The 17,937-nt window shown below is 69.2% G+C and carries 20 protein-coding genes; 5 read left to right on the plus strand and 15 right to left on the minus strand.

What is annotated here, in order from left to right; all coding sequences use genetic code 11:
* The first annotated feature begins 21 nt into the window (after positions 1–21).
* The 3 genes from SBI80_RS22255 (at position 22) to nirD (ending at position 3,389) form a co-directional block, all read left to right on the plus strand.
* Entirely contained in the window at positions 22–402 is a 381-nt protein-coding gene (locus SBI80_RS22255; RefSeq protein ID WP_318976993.1) for a hypothetical protein, read from the plus strand.
* Positions 403–510: 108 nt separating this feature from the next.
* Positions 511–3,039, plus strand: coding sequence for a nitrite reductase large subunit NirB (gene nirB, locus SBI80_RS22260; RefSeq protein WP_318976994.1), 2,529 nt, complete (start codon positions 511–513; stop codon positions 3,037–3,039).
* Positions 3,036–3,389, plus strand: a complete 354-nt coding sequence (gene nirD, locus SBI80_RS22265; RefSeq protein WP_318976995.1) for a nitrite reductase small subunit NirD — start codon at positions 3,036–3,038, stop codon at positions 3,387–3,389. The genes nirB and nirD overlap by 4 nt, the downstream gene beginning before the upstream one ends.
* On the opposite strand, the gene SBI80_RS22270 is transcribed toward nirD, so the two are convergent.
* From SBI80_RS22270 to SBI80_RS22330, 13 genes are all read right to left on the minus strand, one after another.
* On the minus strand, positions 3,386–4,255 hold the full coding sequence (locus SBI80_RS22270; protein WP_318976996.1) for a hypothetical protein: 870 nt from the start codon (positions 4,253–4,255) through the stop codon (positions 3,386–3,388). The genes nirD and SBI80_RS22270 overlap by 4 nt on opposite strands.
* Positions 4,252–6,138 carry a S9 family peptidase gene (locus SBI80_RS22275; protein WP_318976997.1) on the minus strand — a complete coding sequence of 629 codons (1,887 nt, stop codon included), beginning with the start codon at positions 6,136–6,138 and terminating at the stop codon, positions 4,252–4,254. Before SBI80_RS22275 ends, SBI80_RS22270 begins: the two co-directional genes overlap by 4 nt.
* Before the next feature lie 64 nt (positions 6,139–6,202).
* The gene (locus SBI80_RS22280; RefSeq protein ID WP_489685611.1) at positions 6,203–6,826 is read right to left on the minus strand and encodes a TetR/AcrR family transcriptional regulator; all 624 of its coding nucleotides are present in this window, start codon (positions 6,824–6,826) and stop codon (positions 6,203–6,205) included.
* A 70-nt stretch (positions 6,827–6,896) separates the two neighbouring features.
* The gene (locus tag SBI80_RS22285) at positions 6,897–7,586 is read right to left on the minus strand and encodes a sirohydrochlorin chelatase (RefSeq protein ID WP_318976998.1); all 690 of its coding nucleotides are present in this window, start codon (positions 7,584–7,586) and stop codon (positions 6,897–6,899) included.
* Positions 7,583–8,731 (minus strand): uroporphyrinogen-III synthase, encoded by a 1,149-nt coding sequence (locus tag SBI80_RS22290; protein ID WP_318976999.1) that lies wholly within the window; start codon positions 8,729–8,731, stop codon positions 7,583–7,585. The genes SBI80_RS22285 and SBI80_RS22290 overlap by 4 nt, the downstream gene beginning before the upstream one ends.
* A gap of 151 nt (positions 8,732–8,882) precedes the next feature.
* On the minus strand, positions 8,883–9,428 hold the full coding sequence (locus tag SBI80_RS22295; protein ID WP_318977000.1) for a GNAT family N-acetyltransferase: 546 nt from the start codon (positions 9,426–9,428) through the stop codon (positions 8,883–8,885).
* 9 nt (positions 9,429–9,437) lie between these two features.
* The gene (locus tag SBI80_RS22300; protein ID WP_318977001.1) at positions 9,438–10,316 is read right to left on the minus strand and encodes a 5-oxoprolinase subunit C family protein; all 879 of its coding nucleotides are present in this window, start codon (positions 10,314–10,316) and stop codon (positions 9,438–9,440) included.
* Positions 10,317–10,323: 7 nt separating this feature from the next.
* A complete protein-coding gene (locus tag SBI80_RS22305; RefSeq protein WP_318977002.1) occupies positions 10,324–10,950 on the minus strand; it encodes a 5-oxoprolinase subunit B family protein in 627 nt (208 codons plus the stop codon).
* Positions 10,950–11,642: a queuosine precursor transporter gene (locus SBI80_RS22310; RefSeq protein ID WP_318977003.1), complete on the minus strand. Its 693-nt coding sequence runs from the start codon at positions 11,640–11,642 to the stop codon at positions 10,950–10,952. The genes SBI80_RS22305 and SBI80_RS22310 overlap by 1 nt, the downstream gene beginning before the upstream one ends.
* Positions 11,643–11,654: 12 nt before the next feature.
* Positions 11,655–12,635: an ABC transporter substrate-binding protein gene (locus tag SBI80_RS22315; RefSeq protein ID WP_318977004.1), complete on the minus strand. Its 981-nt coding sequence runs from the start codon at positions 12,633–12,635 to the stop codon at positions 11,655–11,657.
* Between the two features lie 68 nt (positions 12,636–12,703).
* On the minus strand, positions 12,704–13,348 hold the full coding sequence (locus SBI80_RS22320; protein WP_318977005.1) for a hypothetical protein: 645 nt from the start codon (positions 13,346–13,348) through the stop codon (positions 12,704–12,706).
* Positions 13,349–13,422: 74 nt separating this feature from the next.
* On the minus strand, positions 13,423–14,790 hold the full coding sequence (locus SBI80_RS22325) for an aldehyde dehydrogenase family protein (RefSeq protein WP_413232776.1): 1,368 nt from the start codon (positions 14,788–14,790) through the stop codon (positions 13,423–13,425).
* A gap of 2 nt (positions 14,791–14,792) precedes the next feature.
* Positions 14,793–15,887 (minus strand): phenylacetate--CoA ligase family protein, encoded by a 1,095-nt coding sequence (locus tag SBI80_RS22330; RefSeq protein WP_318977006.1) that lies wholly within the window; start codon positions 15,885–15,887, stop codon positions 14,793–14,795.
* Between the two features lie 62 nt (positions 15,888–15,949).
* Here SBI80_RS22330 and SBI80_RS22335 point away from each other — a divergent pair, with 62 nt between their 5' ends.
* Both SBI80_RS22335 and SBI80_RS22340 read left to right on the plus strand, forming a co-directional pair.
* Positions 15,950–16,294: a deoxyribodipyrimidine photolyase gene (locus tag SBI80_RS22335; protein WP_318977007.1), complete on the plus strand. Its 345-nt coding sequence runs from the start codon at positions 15,950–15,952 to the stop codon at positions 16,292–16,294.
* Positions 16,295–16,342: 48 nt separating this feature from the next.
* The gene (locus SBI80_RS22340; protein ID WP_318977008.1) at positions 16,343–16,582 is read left to right on the plus strand and encodes a hypothetical protein; all 240 of its coding nucleotides are present in this window, start codon (positions 16,343–16,345) and stop codon (positions 16,580–16,582) included.
* Positions 16,583–16,591: 9 nt separating this feature from the next.
* On the opposite strand, the gene lysE is transcribed toward SBI80_RS22340, so the two are convergent.
* Positions 16,592–17,191, minus strand: coding sequence for an L-lysine exporter (gene lysE / locus SBI80_RS22345; protein ID WP_318977009.1), 600 nt, complete (start codon positions 17,189–17,191; stop codon positions 16,592–16,594).
* A 335-nt stretch (positions 17,192–17,526) separates the two neighbouring features.
* Complete coding sequence (locus SBI80_RS22350) at positions 17,527–17,715, minus strand: hypothetical protein (RefSeq protein ID WP_318977010.1); 189 nt, start codon at positions 17,713–17,715, stop codon at positions 17,527–17,529.
* Positions 17,716–17,937 lie beyond the last annotated feature (222 nt).

A 17,937-nucleotide genomic window follows, 5' to 3' on the forward strand; every position in this document is an offset into this window, starting at 1 on the left:
CATGGCCCTACGATCCACGCCGTGGACGACGAGGACGAGCGGTGGGACTGGCACGAGCACCCCGGGGTGATCTGGGCGGCCGGCGCGGCAGCCGCGGCGCTGATCGTCGTGCTGGTGGTCGCGGTGCTTCGGACGGCCGATGCCGCTCACGCCCCGCGGTTCACCCCGCCACCGGCGGCGACGACGGACACCACGTCGGCGTCGGCGTTCACCACGTCCTCGTCGACGACGAGCTACGCCCCGCCAAGCGTGCAGACCAGCCAGGACGGCGGCCTGCCCGTGGTCACCGGTGCCCCGACCACCGCCGACGAGCCCACCGCCGACGACTCGACCACCACGACACCCCCGACCATCTCGAATCCCTACGGCACCACGACGCCGACCAACGCCGGCCACGTCTGAGTCTCGAGCTCGAGCCTCACACCGGGCCTTCGACGCGCGTGAGCACACCGTGACGGCTGCTTCACGCACGGCGACATGGCCGCAATCTCGGCTGCCTACCGTGTCGGCATGTTCTCGCAGAAGCGTGTCGTCGTCGTCGGCCACGGCATGGTCGGGCACCGCTTCGTGGAGGCGCTGCGCGCGCGCGACGTCGAGGACCGCTGGTGGGTCACCGTCCTGGCCGAGGAGCGCGACGCGGCCTACGACCGCGTCGGTCTGACGGGGTACACCGAGCACTGGGACCGTGCCCGGCTTGCCTTGCCCGGCAACGACTACGACGGTGACGAGCGTGTGGAGCTGATCCTGCGCGATCGCGTCACCAAGATCGACACGGCAGGCAAGTTCGTCACCACGGTGCTCGGGCGCCGCATCCCGTATGACGCCCTGGTGCTGGCCACCGGCTCGTATGCCTTCGTGCCACCGGTGCCTGGCCACGATCTGCAGAACTGCCACGTCTACCGGACCCTCGAGGATCTCGACGCGATCCGAGCCGACGCGCTGCGTGCGGGTGACGGCGCGACGGGTGTGGTCATCGGTGGTGGGCTGCTTGGCCTCGAGGCGGCGAATGCGTTGCGTCGGTTCGGCATGACACCGCACATCGTCGAGCGGTTTCCGCGGTTGATGGGCCAGCAGCTCGACGAGGCGGGCGGTGCGCTGCTGAATCGCATGGTGTCTGCACTGGGCATCACCGTCCACGTCGACGTGGGCACCGACTCGATCGAGCGTGCCGAGCAGGGCGTCGTGGTCGATCTCAGTGACGGCACCGCGATCGATGCCGGGCTGGTCATCTTCGCCGCCGGTGTGCGGCCGCGTGACGAGCTGGGCCGCGCGGCCGGTCTGCCGATCGCCGAACGCGGTGGCATCCTCACCGACTCCGGTTGCCGCACGGCCGATCCCAGTGTGTACGCCATCGGCGAGGTGGCCGCCATCGAGGGCCGATGCTACGGCCTGGTCGGGCCTGGCTACACCAGCGCGGAGGTGGTGGCCGATCGCCTGCTCGGTGGCACCGCCGAGTTCGGCGAGGCCGATGTGTCCACCAAGCTCAAGCTGCTCGGCGTCGACGTGGCGAGCTTCGGTGACGCGATGGGCACCACTCCGAACTGCCTCGAGGTGGTGGTCAACGACGCGGTCAAGCAGACCTACGCCAAGCTCGTCCTCTCCGACGATGCCGCGACGTTGCTCGGCGGCGTCCTGGTTGGCGACGCCAGCGCCTACGGCATGCTGCGGCCGATGGTCGGCGAACGGTTGCCCGGTGATCCGCTGGCAATCATCACCCCGACTGGATCCGGTTCTGGCGCAACCGGTTTCGGAGTCGGTTCGCTGCCGGACGCCGCGCAGATCTGTTCGTGCAACGACGTGACCAAGGGCGACCTCTCCGCAGCGATCATCGGCGGCTGCACCGACGTGCCGGCCCTCAAGGGGTGCACGAAGGCGGGCACGTCGTGCGGATCGTGCGTCCCGCTGCTGAAGCAACTGCTCGAGGCCGAGGGCGTCGAGCAGAGCAAGGCGCTGTGCGAACACTTCGGTCAGTCGCGGGCCGAGTTGTTCGAGATCGTCGCGGCCTCGGGCATCCGCACCTTCTCCGGCTTGATCGCGCGCTACGGCAGCGGAAGGGGTTGCGACATATGCAAACCCGTCGTCGCCTCGATCCTGGCGTCGACCAGTTCCGATCACATCCTCGACGGCGAGCAGGCGTCGCTACAGGACTCCAACGACCACTTCCTGGCCAACATCCAACGCAACGGCAGTTACTCCGTGGTGCCGCGGGTGCCCGGTGGCGACATCACGGCCGACCAGCTCATCCTGATCGGCGAGATCGCCCGCGACTTCGGGCTGTACACCAAGATCACCGGTGGCCAGCGCATCGACATGTTCGGTGCGACGGTCGACCAGCTGCCCGAGATCTGGCGCAGGCTGGTCGACGGCGGGATGGAATCGGGCCAGGCGTATGGCAAGTCGCTGCGCACGGTGAAGAGCTGCGTCGGCAGCGACTGGTGCCGCTACGGCCAGCAGGATTCGGTGCAGATGGCGATCGACCTCGAACTGCGCTACCGAGGCCTGCGCGCCCCGCACAAGATCAAGATGGGCGTCTCGGGATGTGCGCGCGAGTGCGCCGAGGCCAGGGGCAAGGACGTCGGCGTCATCGCCACGGAGACGGGCTGGAACCTGTACGTCTGTGGAAATGGCGGAGCCACACCGAAACACGCGCAGCTGCTGGCCGGCGATCTGGATGGCGAGACGCTGGTCCGCTACGTAGACCGCTTCCTGATGTTCTACATCCGTACGGCCGACCGGCTGCAGCGCACGGCCCCGTGGCTGGAGAGCCTTGAGGGCGGGCTCGACCATCTCCGCGACGTGGTCTGCCACGACTCGCTCGGTCTGGCCGCGGAATTCGAGGATGCGGTCGCCCGACACGTCGACGGCTACGCCTGCGAGTGGAAGGCCGTTCTGGACGATCCGGACAAGCTCTCGCGGTTCGTCTCGTTCGTCAACGCTCCCGGGGAACCGGACCCCACCATCGAGTTCACCGAGAAGTCGGGACGCAAGGTGCCGACGGTGCTTGGCATCCCGGCGATTCACAGATCGGAGTCGGCATGACACTCCTCGACGACGCCAGTGCCGTCGGCGTCTGGACGCCGGCCTGTCCCTACGACCGCCTCCTACCCGGCCGGGGTGTGGGAGTGCTGCTCCCCGAGGGGGTGCAGGTGGCGCTGTTCCGCCTCGACGATGGCTCGCTGCGCGCGGTCGGCAACGTCGACCCATTCTCCGGCGCGGCCGTGATGTCGCGCGGCATCCTCGGCGATCGCGTTGGCCGGGTCTGCGTGCAGTCGCCGATCAAGAAGCAGGCGTTCGCGCTCGACGACGGTGTCTGCCTGGATGATCCGAGCGTCGCACTCCCGGTCTTCCGGACCAGGGTGCGCGACGGCGAGGTCGAGATCGGCGGCTAGAGCGCCCGCAGCACGCGGTTGTCCGGCGCCGCAATCAGCGTGGCCCTGGTCGGGGTGCCCCACAGTTCGATGGTCTGCACCAGCCAGTAGATGGCGAACTCGGCGATGAGTGCGGTCTCGACGCCGATGATCGCGTGGTTGAAGCCGTCCAGCACTTGGTGCAGGCAGACCGCCACCACCAGCGTGACCGCCATGGCCCACGAGATCGCCTGGTAGACGCGCTGGTAGCGCCGGCGGTGCGGACACTTGTCGGCGTCCTGGTTGCCGGCGACGAAGGCCGTGATCACCACGGTCGCGATGATCGAGGCGAACATCGCGACGGCTGCGATGCCGTGCGCGTTGGTGCGGAACCACGCGGGGAACGCCGCGAGGGCGACCAGTCCCACCGCCAGCAGGGCGCGTTGCACCCAGAGGGCGGCGGTGCCGAGCGGGCTGCGCGACGGCCCAGTGCCGGTGTGCCGGTACATCCACCACGACGCGGCCCGGGAGACGGCCAGGGCGATGACGACGGCCCAGGCGTTCGGGATCGCCGACTGGCTTCCGATGCCCAGATCGGCGCCGCCGCAGAGCAGCACGGGGCGCGAGGTGGGCACCATCGCGACGATGAACGCCAGGATGCCCGCCAGGTTCAGCAGGACGTCCTCGGTGTCGCTGCTGCCGCGGTAGACGATCAGCATGGCGCCCAGCGCGCACAGTGCCGCGATGAACACCGCGTGTGCCGAGGTGAAGTAGTAGGCGCTGATCGAGGTCTGCCAGCAGGTGGCGTGCAGCCGTTCGATGAGGATCGCGGCGCCGAGCAGGACGATCATCACCGCCATGCCCCCGCGCAGGTAGCGGTAGGTGTCCAGGACGGCGTCGCGCGTCATGGCTCCATCGTCCACCGCCCGCCGAGGTGCCGGGCCAGGAACCGCTCGACCGCGCCGTACATGTCGATCTGGTTGTCGGGGTTGAGGAAGCCGTGCCCCTCGTCCTGCTTGAGCAGGTACTCCACCTCGACGCCGCGGTCCCGCAGTGCCTGCACCAGGTTGTCGGATTCGGCCTGCACGACGCGAGAGTCGTTGGCCCCCTGGATGACCAGCAGTGGTGCCTCGATCCGGTCGACCCGGGTGATGGGCGAGCGGGCCAGCATGTCGGCCTCTTGCGCCGGGTCGGACGGGTCGCCGACGAAGCGGTGCCAGTTGCTGGCCAGATGCGGTCTGGCGATGGCCGGCAGGGTGCGCATGAAGTTGGCGAGATTCGAGATGCCGACGTAGTCGATGCCCGCGGCGAACACCTCGGGGGTGAACGTCAGACCGACCAGCGTGGCATAACCCCCGTAGGAGCCGCCGAAGATGGCGACCCGGGTGCGGTCGGCGTAACCCTGCTCCACCGCCCAGTCCACGGCATCGACGAGGTCGTCGTGCATCGTGCCGGCGAACTGGCCGATCGCCGCCGTGACGAAGGCCTTGCCGTACCCGGTCGAACCCCGAAAGTTGACCTGCAGCAACGCGTATCCGCGGTTGGCCAAGAGCTGGACGTCGGGCTGGAAGCCCCAGGCGTCGCGCGCCCAGGGGCCGCCGTGGACCAGCAGGACCAGCGGCAGGCCGACCGGTTCGAGGCCAACCGGCAGCGTCAGATAGGAGTGCAGCGCCAAACCGTCGCGCGCGGTGATCGTGACGGGGCGCATCGGCGCCAGCGTCTCGGGATCCAGGTGCGGATGGGCCCGGAAGAGCAGCCGGCTCTCCCCCGTCGCGTGGTCGTAGAAGTAGGTGACCCCCGGATCCCGGTCGTGGGTGAAGCCGACCACCCAGCGCCGACCCTCGTCGTCGGACGAGATCGAGGCAAGGTCACCCTCGGAGAGGGCCTCCAAATTCTTCAGCACCTCCGCGAAGTGGGGGTCGAGGGCATGGATGACCTGCCGCTCGGCGGCATACCGGGCGCCGAGCAGTGCGCCGGTGCGCCGGTCGAGGATGAGTGGTGGTGGCAGCCCGAGCTGACCGCCGAGGTCGAACCGGGGGTGGCTGTCGACCTCGACCTCCGCACCGGTCGCGGCGTCTAGCCGGACCAGTCGGGTGCGGTCGCTGCCCCGGTTGGACCCCAGCCACAGCCCGGTGCCGTCGGGGGTGACCTCCACCGGATGGATGCCCACCGGGTTGTCGGCTCCGTCGTACACCGTGATGCGACGCAGGGTGGCGGTCGACGAATCCCATTGCGAGAGTTCGACGTTGCCGTCGGGGGCGGTGCTCGAGGCGAACAGTTCGCCGTGGTGCCCGCTCAGCCAGCCGGAGACGTGTCCGGGGTTCTGCGCCAGGAGCACCAGCTCGCCGCTGGCGATGTCCAGTTCGTAGGCATCCAGCAGTTCGGGGGTCCGGGAGTTCATCGAGACGATCGCCTTGCCGGCAAGCCCGCCCGGCAGCTGGCACGTCGCCCGAACGCCGGGAAACGGGGTGAGATCGACTGCGGCAGCGTCTTCGTCGTCCAGATCGACGCGGTAGAGGTGCCAGTTCTCGTCACCGCCGGAGTCCTGCATGTACAGCAGCCAGCGGGGATCGTCGGTCCACTGGTACGGAATTACGCTGCGGGTTTCATCGGAGGTGACGCGTCGGGGTTCGCCGGTGCCGTCGGCGTTCTGAATCCAGACGTTGAGGCGGTTGCGCCAGGGCGCCAGGTACGCGATCCGGGCACCGTCCGGTGAGATGGTCGCGCCCGCGCGCTCGGGCGGACTGAACAGGTCTTCGACCGAGAGTCGTTCGGCTGGTGGCGTGGTCATGGCTGCTCCTTGCATGGTGGGTCGCGGCACGTCGGATGGCGTGCCGGAGCTGTTCTCGTGCTGGCTACGCCGTGACGGGTCCGCCCAGGCGACCGTTGGTGGCGTCGAGGATGGCGCGGTCGATCAGGGCCAGCGCCTCGTCCTGGGTCACGGATCGGCCCTCGAGGACGATGGCCCTGCTGACGTCCTCGTCGATGACGCGGAAGGCCCCGGTGACCGCGGCCGCGCAGAGCCGGACGGTGAGGTCGTCGTCGGCCAGCCCGAGCCGCTTGGCGATCACCGGGATGAAGCCACGCTCGAGTTCGTCGTGCACCATCAGGTAGGCGGTCCGCATCGCGGGTTCGGTGTCGGTCAGCGTGCTGATGCGCATCGCGGCGATCTCGTCTTCGACGTCCTGGGGTGAGAAGGGGTGCGCGATGGCGTCGGCGGCCAGGTGCTGGCCGAGCGACAGCGCGGGCGGCCACCGGTCGAGCATGTCGAGGAAGCGGTGCGTGGACTTGGCCAGCAGCGGTTCCACGCAGCTTTCCTTGGTACGGAAGTGCCGCCAAATGGTGCGCGTGGAAAGCCCTGCGGCCGCGGCGATGTCGTCACCGCTAGTGGCCGCCACCCCCCGCTCCCAGAACAGGGCGGCGGCAAGTCTGGAGATGGTCAGCCGAGTCTGCGCCTGCCTGTCGTCGATCCGGATCACCTCCCGCTTCTGTCACTTAGTGACACCCGCGACGGTATGTCACCAAGTGACGAGCGTCAAGGAAGGCTGGTCAGGCGGACGCGGCGACGGGTAGCAGGGCGCGGCGGAACCGGCTGGTGATCAGCCGCGCCATGCCGGGGTGCGGGCCCAGTGGCCCGGTCACGACGTCGGCGCCGGACGCTCGGAGCCGGTCCTGAAAGAGGCCGTCGGCCAACAGGTACGACGCGACGACCACCCGCCGGGCGCCCCTGGCGCGCAGCGCGGCCACGGCGTCGGCGACCCGTGGCTCACCGGTCGCGGCATAGGCGAGTTCGACCCGGTCGCCGATCGCGGCCGACAGCATGGCTGCGGTGATCCGCAGATCCCGCAGCGCGCGAGGATCGGAGGTGCCGGCCGCGGCCAGGATCACCGAATCACCCGGCTGCCAACCGGTTTCGACGAGTCGATCGGTGACGATCCTGACCACGTTCGGCGAGGGCCCGAGGGCATCTGTGACGGTGACGTCGGGATGTCCACTGCCCGCGACGAACGTCGGGATGTCGACCCGGACGTGGTAGCCACTGGCCAGGAACGCCGGAACGACGACGGCCGGCCCGTCCGGCAGTGCCGACAGCACCTCGGCCGGAGTCGGCCCCAGCACGTCGACGAACGCGGTGTGCACGCGTCGGCCGAGTCGAGTGCCGACCCGCTCGGCCAGGTCCGCGATCATGGCCACGCCCTGGCCCTTGCGGGTGCCGTGGGCGACCAGTAGCGGGTTCACGATGCACCCGCCGGCTCGTCGTCGACGGCGAGGCGATAGCCGCGCTTCACCACGGTCGTGACGATGTTCTTGTCGCCCAATGCCGTTCGCAACCGAAGGACGGCCGTCTCGACGGCGTGGGTGTCGGTGCCGCCGCCGGGCAGGACGCCAAGCAGGTCAGCCCGCGAGACCACGTTGCCCGGTCGCTGTGCCAGCGCGCGGATCGTCGCCATGCCCGCCGGCGGAAGTTCCTTGACCACCCCGTCGACCAGCACGCAGGTCCCGCGGATCTCGAGCACGTGCCCGGCCACCGCGACCGTCCGCGACTGCAGCAGTGGCAGCTCGTCGGTGATGTGGCGGGCCAGCGCACCGAGGCGCATCCGTTCGGGCGCCGAGGTCGGCACGCCGAGCCGCACCAGAGGCCGGGCCGTCACCGGGCCGACGCACATGGCATGTACGTCGGTGCGCAGCGCCGCCAGCACCTCGTTCTCCATCCCGAGCTCGGCGGCGCGCATAAGCATCGAGGCCACCGCGGGCGCCGAGGTGAAGCTGACGGCGTCGAAGCGATGCTCGGCAATACCGCCGACCAGCGCGTCGAACGCGCCCTCCCGGGGTGCGGGGCGCCAGCGGTACACGTGGATCGGCACGACCTCGGCCCCCGCGTTGCGCAGCTCGTCGCAGAACTCGGGAAAGGGATCCCAGTCCGCGGTGGCGCCATGCAGCTGCACGGCGATCCGCAGGCCCGCGATGCCGCCGGCCCGCAGGTACTGCAGCACCTCGCGGGAGGACTCCGAGTCCGGGGACCACTCCTCGGGGAGTCCGGCGGCACGCAGGGCGCCGGTGGCCTTGGGTCCGCGAGAGACGACGCGGGCCTTGCCGAGGGCGGCCGTCAGGTCGGCCGCCACGCCCCAGCCGTCGGCGGCGGCGATCCAGCCGCGCAAGCCGATGCCCGTGGTGGCCACCACGACGTCCGGCGGTCTGGCGATCAGGGCCTCGGTGTTCTGGTGGAGCTCGTCGTCGTCGGGTAGCGGAACCATCGCGATGGCGGCCGCACTGGTCACGGTCGCGCCTCGGCGGCGCAACAGCGTGCTCAGCTCGTCGGCACGTCGGGCTGAGGTCACCGCCACCCGGAATCCGGTGAGGGGGGCCCAATCGGGGTCACGCATGCCCCCAGTGAATGCACTCGGTGTTTCGCGGCGGTTACCTAGGCATTGCCCAGTGATGTCGCGACACGTCGCCCATGACCCAGCCGTGAAATTCGCCTCACCCCGGGCCCGGCCCGGTGGTGAGGTGGCAGAGGGCTGCCCGCCAGGCATCTCACCATGGGTCGCCGTCGCGATGGTCGCACGTCAACTCGCCGGTGATGTCGAGCTCGACGCTGACCGGGAACACGAAGATCGAGGCGTCGTCGCCAGGGGTGGGCACCACCCCGTGCGGGCTCAGCGTCGACGTCCGGCCTTGCCAGGGCAGCCAGCCCCGCGACGCGTAGAGCGGCCGGCCCGCCTCCGAGGCACTCAGCGCGCCAAGCTGGTAGGCGCCCCGCAGCACCTGTTCGAGGGCGTCCATCACAGCCGACGCCAGGCCCTGACCGCGCCAGTCTTCCCGCACCGCGACCGCCTCCAGGTAGCCGCAGCGCAGGGCCGCACCCCGGTGGATCACCCGTCGTTGCACCACGGCGCCGTGAGCGATCAGTGCGCCACGCACGCAGATCAGCGCGTGCATCCCGCCGAGGGCGTGCTCCCAGTCGTCGTCGGCGAAGTCGATCTCGCCGTCCCCGAACGCACCGACCAGCATGCGGTGGGCGTCCTCGCGGGTCTCGTCGTCGAGATCGGAGGTGTGAACCAGGCGCGCGGTGTGCAGCACACCTCGTTCCTACCAGGCAGACGGTCCGCGCCGCGACCACTGCATCCGCACGTGCTGACCTGGTCGCACCTGCGCGATCGCATCCAGGTCGCGATCCACCACGACGCCGATCACGGGATAGCCTCCGGTCACCGGATGGTCGGGGCCGAGAATCACGGGCAAACCGTTGGGCGGCACCTGAATCGAGCCACGCACGGCACCCTCGCTGGGCAGCTGGCGGTCGGGCCAGCGGTGGTGCAGCGGGCGTCCGGTCAACCGGATCCCCACCCGGTCACTGCGGTCCGACGCCACCCAGTCCGTGCCCGTCAATGCCTCCGCGTCGGTGAACCAGCCGGCGCGCGGGCCGCGGACCACGGCGAGTTCGAGCACGTCCTCGCCGATCTCGGCCACCGGTGCCTGGTCCAGCTCCGGAAACTCCTCGGTGTGCGCCCCGATCGGCAGCACGTCACCAGCTCGCAGCGGTGGCGGCCCGATCCCCGACAGCACGTCGTGACTCCTGGACCCCAGTGTCGGCGTGACGTCGATGCCGCCACGCACCGCCAGATAGTTGCGTAGGCCGCGGCGTGGCGCGGTGAGCGTGATCACCTGACCGTCGCGGACGTGTCGAACGCTGTTGAGGCCGAACGCAACTCCGTCGGCGGCGGGGTTGGCGTCGGCGCCCGTGACGGCGACCGCGACGTCCCCGCCGTGCACGCGGGCCGAGAATCCGCCGAACGCGATCTCGATGGTGGCCCGGTCGGAGGGGTTGGCCACCAGCCGGTTGGCCAGCGCATGGGAGCGCCGGTCGGCCGCCCCCGAGCGGGTGACTCCCAGGTGCGCCAGGCCCGGCCGGCCCAGGTCCTCGACCAATGCGAGGGGGCCGGTGGTCAGGATCTCCAGCGTGGGCACGGAGCACTCACCCGATCGCCCGGAAGTGAACCCACGTGCCGGGGACCAGCAACGCGGGCGGGTCGCGGTCGACGTCCCACAGCACCGCATCGGTGTGGCCGACCAGCTGCCAACCGCCCGGTGACTCCCTGGGGTAGACGCCGCTGAATTCACCTGCCAGACCGACGGATCCGGCGGGCACGCGGGTGCGGGGCTCGGCACGTCGTGGGACGTGCAACCGTTCGTCACCGCCGACCAGGTAGGCGAAACCGGGAGCGAAACCGCCGAACCCGACCCGCATCGGGGCGGCGGTGTGCACCACGACGACCTCGTCGGTGGTCAGGCCGGTCAGCCGCGCCACCTCGGCGAGGTCCTCACCGTCGTAGACGACGTCGATCGTCACGTCGGCGCGATGCCCGGCGGGCGGGGTGTCGGCCGGGCATCGCGGTACGTGCAGGGTCTCCAATCGTGCCCTGATCGGCGCCAGCCGCGCCGGGTCGTCGAGCGTCACCAACACGGTCCGCGCGGCGGGCACGACGTCGACCACACCGGGAAGCTCGGCAGCCCGAAGGGCATCGCACCAGGACAGCACCTCGTCGATGCCGTCGACGTCGAGCAGCAGCGCGCGGTCCCCGCAGTCGTGGACGGCCGTCATCAGACCGCCGGCTCGTAGGTCGGCTCCTTGCGCTTGATGACGGCGATCACGCGGTAGGTGATGGGCAGCATGACGATCTCGACGGCGGTCTTGTAGAGCCAGCCGAGCGCGGTGTAGACGGCGAAGTCGCGGAAGGTGGTGATGCCGATGGCGCCCGCGGCGATGCTGCAGAAGACCAGGGTGTCACCGAGCTGGCCGGCGAACGTCGACCCGACCAACCGGGCCCACAGGTGCTTCTCCTTGGTGCGCTGTTTGATCGCCACCACGACCCAGGCGTTGATGGTCTGCCCGACGATGAAGCCCGCGAGTCCCGCGATGATCAGCTGGGTGTAGGCGTGCACGACGTTCTCCAGGGCGGCCTGGTTCTCGTAGAAGTCGGCGGCGGGCAGGTAGATCGTCACCCAGAAAGCCAGGGCGGCCAGGATGTTCATCGAGAAGCCGAGGAAGATGGCGCGCCGCGCCGCCTTGAACCCGTACACCTCCGAGAGCACGTCCCCGATGACGTAGGTCAGCGGGAACACGATGAACCCGCCGTCGGTGATGACCGGCCCGAAGGCCACGCCCTTGGTGGCGGTGACGTTGGAGATGATCACCAGCGCCGTGAAGACCGCGACGAGGATCGGATAGTAGGCCGAACCGACCTGTGCGAATCCTGTGGGTAGATGCGATTTCTCGGGTGTCTGGCTGGTCACCCGGTCATCTTGTCAGGTGAGCACCTTGGAGATCATCGGTGGTAAGCGCTCGGCGACCACCGGGTAGGACAGCACCGAGCTGAAGGCGAGTGCCCCGGCGAGGTCCTTGCCCGTGAACACGTTGGTGCCGCTTCGGGTCGACTTCAGCGCGGCGAACATCGGATCGGCAGTCAGCGCGGCCTGCTCCTCGTCGCTCTCGGTCTTCCACACGACGACGTCGGCGGCGTCCAGCACCGCGGCGAGCTGGTCCTTCGGCACTCTGGCGCGGTCGTCGGCGACGTGGTTCTGCAGCGCGTCGGGCGTGGTGAAGCCCATCTGGGTGAGGAATTCGGTGCGCCAACCGGGCGGGGTGAGGTCGTACTGATCCTGGTACGCCTTGGCGCTGACGACGACGATCTTCTTGCCGTTGAACTTCGGGTGGTTCTTGCCGATGTCGGCGAACTTGGCGTCGACGTCGGCGACGAGCTTGGCCATGTCGTCGAACTTGAACACGGCCTGCCCGATCGTGTTCGCCTGGGTCTTCCACGGTTCGAAGAAGGCGCTCTGCCCGGATTGCGCGACGGTCGGCGCGATCGCGGACAGCTTGGTGTAGGTGTCCTGGTCGAGCCCGGCGTTGATGGCGACGACGAGATCTGGCTTCAGCGTGGCGATCTGATCGACCTGGATGCCGTCGGTGAGGTTCAGCACCGCCGGTTGCGCGGCACCGAGTTTGGGCTGCGCCCATGGCCATGTGGCGAAGGGCTCACCGCCGAACCAGTCGGTGATGGCGACGGGGACGACGCCGAGGGCCAGCAGGTCGTCCTGTTCGGTGAAGCCGGCGCTGACGACGCGCTTGGGTGGTGCGGGAATCTTGGTCTTGCCGAAGACGTGTGGGACGGTGACCGACCCGTCGCCGGCCACCGTTCCCGGCTTCTCCGAGCGGCAGGCGGCGGCGGTGACGGCGAGTCCCGCGGTGACGGCGAGGAAACTCCGTCGAGACCAGTTCGATGGCACGCGCCGAGCGTAATCGGTGTTCGCTGGAATGGCCGTCGAACAGGGTTCGCCCGCGCGACGTGGCGCCGCTAGCCCTCGTCGGAGAACGGCTCCAGGTACTCGGCGTCGTCCTCGACGTAATCCTCGACGGCCGCCCGGATCTCCTCGGCCGCGCGTTCCCACGAGGCCGCGACGTCGGCGCGCGCGGCGTCGACCTGCGCCGCGAGGTCGCGTCGCTCGCGGTCGACGGCGTCGCGGAGGTTGCCGCCACGGGTGGCGGTCGCCGCGACGGTGAACGCGGAGTCGATGGCCGTGGCCGCCACGTTGCCCTGAGCGCGCAGCACGGTCTCGGCGACGTCGGAGGCACCGGCGACGAAGGCGTTGGGCAGGGTCGCCTGGTGTCCGACGTACTCGCCGATCGCCGCTCGGACCCGGGTGCCGGTGCGGTTGACGACACCGCCCACCTCGCTGCGGGTGTGGGCGAGCGCGGCAGGCAGGGTGGCACCGCCACGGATCTCGTCGATGACGCCGGCCGGCGCATGGGCGATGGCGACGGAGGCGTCGGTCGTGGCGCCGACGAGGTGGGCACCGAGGGCCTGGCCCGCGCCGAGTTGGCGCTCCAGCAGATTCCGGACGGCGATGCCCCGGTCGTGGACGATCTCGATGACCTCGACGTCCCGGGCGGGCGCGGAGTCCGTGTGCTCCTCGTCGAGGATCGTGTCGTGCTCTGTCATGTCGGTTCCTTCCGGCGCGGTCATCGGACGGTGCCAGTCCACACGCTGCGTCCGACCCTGGGTCGGCGCTCAGGCTACGTCCGGATGAATCCCTTGTTGCGCATCAGGAAGTCCGCGAGGAACCCGTCGTGCGGGATGTGCGGCTTGCCGTACTGGGTGGTGACGTCACCGCGATAGACGTTGGTGATCGTCGGCTCGGCGAGCAGCTCGTCGAGCAGGGTGTCGTCGGTTCCAATCACGTTCACCAGCAGAGAATTTCGCAATCGTTCCAGCCCATCTTCCCTCGACCAGCCCGATACCCACACACACGGAAACGGCAGTTCGACGTCGACGGCGTTCGCGGCGGGACGACGGGTCAGGTGGACGGCGGGGCGCAACGCGGCGTATCCGTCGCCGAGGTCGGCCACCACCTGGTCGGCGCCCAGCAGGGGTTCGGTGGCCACGGCGCAGCGGGCCAGGTGTGCGGCGAGGGCGCGGGCGGTGGCGATCGGCACGGTGGGCAACACCGCGCGCTCGTCGAGGTTCGGCAACGGTTCGATGGCTTCCAACCGTTCGGCGATGGCCCGGGCCAGTGGTTCGGGATCGCCCTCGCACAACACGGAAGTGGCGTTGACGCAGGCCATTCCGCCGAGTCCGGCGATCGACTCGACGATGACGTCGAGGTGTGGGCGCCAGTCGCATTCCGCGGTGATCAGGATCTTGGTTCGGCCCGGACCGTTCACCAGCACCGTCGGGTCGTTGGCGAACCGCTCGGCAACTTCCTGGCCGCCGTAGACCAGGGCAAGATCCGCGGTGCGGACGAGTTCGTCGGCCCCGGCGTGGTCGGTCGGCAGGAAGGCGGCGTCCACGTCGCGAAAACCGGCCTGCCGCAACGCGAGGACAAGGCGGTGTGCGGTGAACGGTTCGCGTCGCGACGGCCGGACCGTGACGCGGTAGCCCAGTGCGAGGGCCTCGGGCCACAGTCCGTGCACTCCCGGTGCGTTGCCAGGGGCATGGACGGCGAGTACCTCGCCCCGGCGCGCCCATACCGATCCGCCCTCCGGGCCGACGTCGCGCCAGTCCAGCTGGGCACCGGTCGGCCGTGCGGGTCGGGTGGCCTCGAACACCGTCGCGAGTGAGCGTGCGACGACGTGTCCACCGTCGCGGGCCACGGTCATCGGCAACCCGCTCACCCGGCAGGTCGCCGTGACGTAATCGTCGAACTCCAGCCCGGCGATGCGCGAGGATCGGAACAGCTCGGCGGCCTTGGCGAGCGCCGCCTCGCGGTCGTGCGGCCCGAGGGGGTGCGCCCGACGCTGCGCGTCGACCGTGCGGGTGACGTAGAGCGGCGGCACCATCGCAAGTTCGGCCACCGGATCACCACGGGTGTCGGTGATGAGTTCGGTTCTGCGCGTGCGTCGTTCGCCGTCAGGGCCGAGCGCATCGAGCTTGACGAGGTCCACGCTCAGTAGACGCCTTCGACGACGGGTTCCCCATCGAAGACCGCCACCGGTGCCACCTCGCCGATCGAGTCGCCGATCTGACCGGCGGGCCCAGGAACGCGGATTGCGGTATCCCGCTCCAGGTTGTTGGGCAGGAACATCCCCTTGCCGACGTGGTTCATCACCACCTGCCCGCGCTCTCCGTGGGCGACCTGCTCGCCGGTGTCGGGATCGACCACCCAGAACACCACGTAGGGCGACCGCGGGTCGAAGACGAACCCGCCGTCGTCGGTGGCCCTGGTGGCGGCCTGGGACAGGATCATCGTGCTTCCGAAAACCGTCGTGATCGCGGTGCCCGGGAACACCTCGCGCAGGATGTCGAGGGTGTCGAGGTCGACGTGGGCGCCGCTGAGCAGGACGTAGCGGATCTTCTCGTTCACCAGGTCGACCAAGGCGCCGTCGCGCGCGATGGCCTCCAGTAGGGGAGGGGTGGTGTGCAGGTTGGCGACGGTCTGGGTCGCCAGGATGAACCTCGCCTGCTCGACGACGTGCTCGACGTAGGCGGCCACCTCCCCGGTCGCGGCCCTGGCGACCAGTTTCTTCACCCAGCGCGGATCGAGGTCGATGGAGTGAAACGTCGAACCGAGGCGTTCGGCGACCGCGCGGTCGAAGTGCCCGACGCCGTGGGGGCCGCTTGGCATCATGCACACCAGCCCGGCGCCGGGGACGAAGCCGCCGGCGGTGAAGTCCTCCACCTGCCAGCGGGTGACCTGTTCCACCCAGTCCGGCAGCTGGGCGGTCCGCTTCGGCGCACCCGTCGTCCCGCCCGACTCGTAGACCCGCGGGACGGGCAGCGGGTGGCCGTATCCGCGGGGGATCAGGTCTTCGACTGGCACACTCCGTAATTCGTCGAGCACGTTGGGAAACCGGCGTAGGTCGGAGTAGGTGCGGACGTCGGTCACGGGGTCGAAGTCCAGCTGCTCGGCGGTGCGCAACCAGAACGGTGAGCCGGTATCGGGTCCGAAGTGCCACGCGATGGCGGCCTGCAGGTAGGCGTCGGCGTGGCGGATCGGGTCGTGCCGGGGCACGTCGAGCAACGTGAGGTCGATCTCGGTCACCGGCTCATCGTGGGGCGTCTCGGTGAACGCCGTCCGGCGCCAAGATGAAATGCGGAGTCGCTGTGAGGCAGCTGAATACGCGGACCCAGGTGCCCGGGTCGGGGTTCGATCGGCAGAGCCGGGGTAATCGGTGGACGTCGGCGACCGTCGTCGACGGTTTGGTGGAGGTGGCCGTCGTGTTGCACAGCGTCGTACTAATGGCTTCGGACAACGTCGAGGCGGCCGGGTTCATCCTGCGCGGCATCAAGGGGATCTTCGTCGCGATCGGCAGCATCATCGCCGCCGTCATCTGTGCGGTGATCGCGGGCACCAAGGGTCGCAGTGCGATCGGTTGGGGCATCCTCGGACTGTTCTTCAGCATCATCACGTTGATCGTGGTGATCGTCATTCCCAGCAAGAAGAGCTGACGCACCGGTTCGCGGTACATGCTGGAGGGTGCACCTAGGAGAGACCACATGCGTTCGATCGGGATCGTGTCCTCAGTGGCGATGCTCGCCGGGCTTGCGCTGGTCGGCGCGCCCGAGGCCGCGGCCGACTGCAACGACTCCAGCGGCACGGTCGTGTGCGCCCAGGGCGACATCCGCGGCACTCACGGTGCGCCGCCGGTCAGGTCGAGCTTGGGTTCCTATGGCACTTGGTGCAGCAGTTCGGCGTGCTTCACCGGCGGCGGGTTCGGCATCGTCCTCGGGCCGTGAGGCGGGTCCTCAGGACGCGGCGAGGGACGCGCCTAGGGCGAGCATGGTCGCGGCGATGAGGCCGTCCAGCACCCGCCACGTGCGAGGTGTTGCGAAGAGCCCCGCCAGCCGGCGGGCGCCGAACCCGAGGCCGGTGAACCAGACTGCGCTCGCCGTGACCGCGCCGGCGCCAAAGGGCCATCGCTGGTCGCCGTGCTCGTTGGCCAGCGCTCCGAGCAGCACCACGGTATCGAGGTACACGTGCGGATTGAGGAAAGTCAGCGCAGCGCAGGTCAGCAGCACGGCGGAGAGCCTGGCCGGTGCGGCGTCCGAGGGGCTCAGGCCGGCGGGTTTCCACGCCCGTCGTGCCGCCAGCAGTCCGTAGCAGATCAGGAATGCGGCGCCGCCGAACTTGGCGACGTCCAGTGCACGGGGGTGTGCCCCGACGAGCGCGCCAACGCCCGCGATGCCCGCCGCGATCAGCACGGCGTCGGAAAGTATGCACAGGACCACCACCGGCAGGACGTGCTCGCGGCGGATGCCCTGGCGCAACACGAACGCGTTCTGCGCGCCGATGGCGGCAATCAGCGCGATCGAGGTGAGGAATCCGATGGCCAGCGGCGAGCTCATGCGTCGACGCTATGGCGGTGCGCCGATGAAGTACAACTAAAGATTCTTCATTTGCATTAGTAGTTTTGATCTCTCGACAGGCTTGCCTCGCGGTGCGGTCGCCTTCGCCTGTGGGTTCTCGACGTGGGCGTCATGTTTCTTGTAGGAACATCGCGTGAATCATGGATTAGGCGGGTGATCGATGGCCCGGAGTCATGGGATCCACTTACTGGTTACTGGGCGATGACACCTCTACCGCGCGCGCAAGCTGTGATGCGTGACGGCCGGGATCCCTACCGTACGGCTCCAGCAGAGTGCTTCGAGGATCAGATGGTGCCCGGTCGTGCCTGGATTGTTCAGATGTGATCGAGTGCGCGGAATGCCTCGTCGAACACAGTCGATGGTGAGTCCGAGTTGTCGGACATCGCCCAGGCGCTGGTCGCGGCCAGGTAGACGCCGATGCACGCCGCTGCGACCACGGCAATCTGGAGGACGTTGCGGTCCTGCGCGTTCTCGCTGGCCAGGTTGACGCTACGCGTCATCATTGCCGAACCGATGAGGGTATCGCCGAATCGTGAGAGGGCGAGTTGATTCCAATGCAGCAGGAACACTTTGCGAATGCCCTTGATTCTCGGACTGGCGTTCGATCCGGTACACCGAGGCTGGCGGAAGATTGCGTGGCGTCCAGCCGATCCGTGTCGCGCGCAAGCGGAGTGCTGCAAGCAGATTCGGACGGACGGGACTGGTCGGTCCGTAGGTGAACTGAT

Origin of the sequence: Mycolicibacterium sichuanense, from assembly GCF_033741125.1 — a bacterium.
GTDB lineage: Bacteria > Actinomycetota > Actinomycetes > Mycobacteriales > Mycobacteriaceae > Mycobacterium.

Bases quoted from the DNA above. Each gene is read 5' to 3' on its own strand.
- nirD (WP_318976995.1), top strand. From the start codon at position 3,036: ATGACACTCCTCGACGACGCCAGTGCCGTCGGCGTCTGGACGCCGGCC.
- SBI80_RS22290 (WP_318976999.1), bottom strand. From the start codon at position 8,731: ATGCGTGACCCCGATTGGGCCCCCCTCACCGGATTCCGGGTGGCGGTG.
- lysE (WP_318977009.1), bottom strand. From the start codon at position 17,191: ATGAGCTCGCCGCTGGCCATCGGATTCCTCACCTCGATCGCGCTGATT.
- SBI80_RS22350 (WP_318977010.1), bottom strand. From the start codon at position 17,715: ATGATGACGCGTAGCGTCAACCTGGCCAGCGAGAACGCGCAGGACCGC.
- nirB (WP_318976994.1), top strand. From the start codon at position 511: ATGTTCTCGCAGAAGCGTGTCGTCGTCGTCGGCCACGGCATGGTCGGG.
- SBI80_RS22275 (WP_318976997.1), bottom strand. From the start codon at position 6,138: ATGACCACGCCACCAGCCGAACGACTCTCGGTCGAAGACCTGTTCAGT.
- SBI80_RS22340 (WP_318977008.1), top strand. From the start codon at position 16,343: ATGCGTTCGATCGGGATCGTGTCCTCAGTGGCGATGCTCGCCGGGCTT.
- SBI80_RS22305 (WP_318977002.1), bottom strand. From the start codon at position 10,950: ATGACGGCCGTCCACGACTGCGGGGACCGCGCGCTGCTGCTCGACGTC.
- SBI80_RS22320 (WP_318977005.1), bottom strand. From the start codon at position 13,348: ATGACAGAGCACGACACGATCCTCGACGAGGAGCACACGGACTCCGCG.
- SBI80_RS22270 (WP_318976996.1), bottom strand. From the start codon at position 4,255: ATGACGCGCGACGCCGTCCTGGACACCTACCGCTACCTGCGCGGGGGC.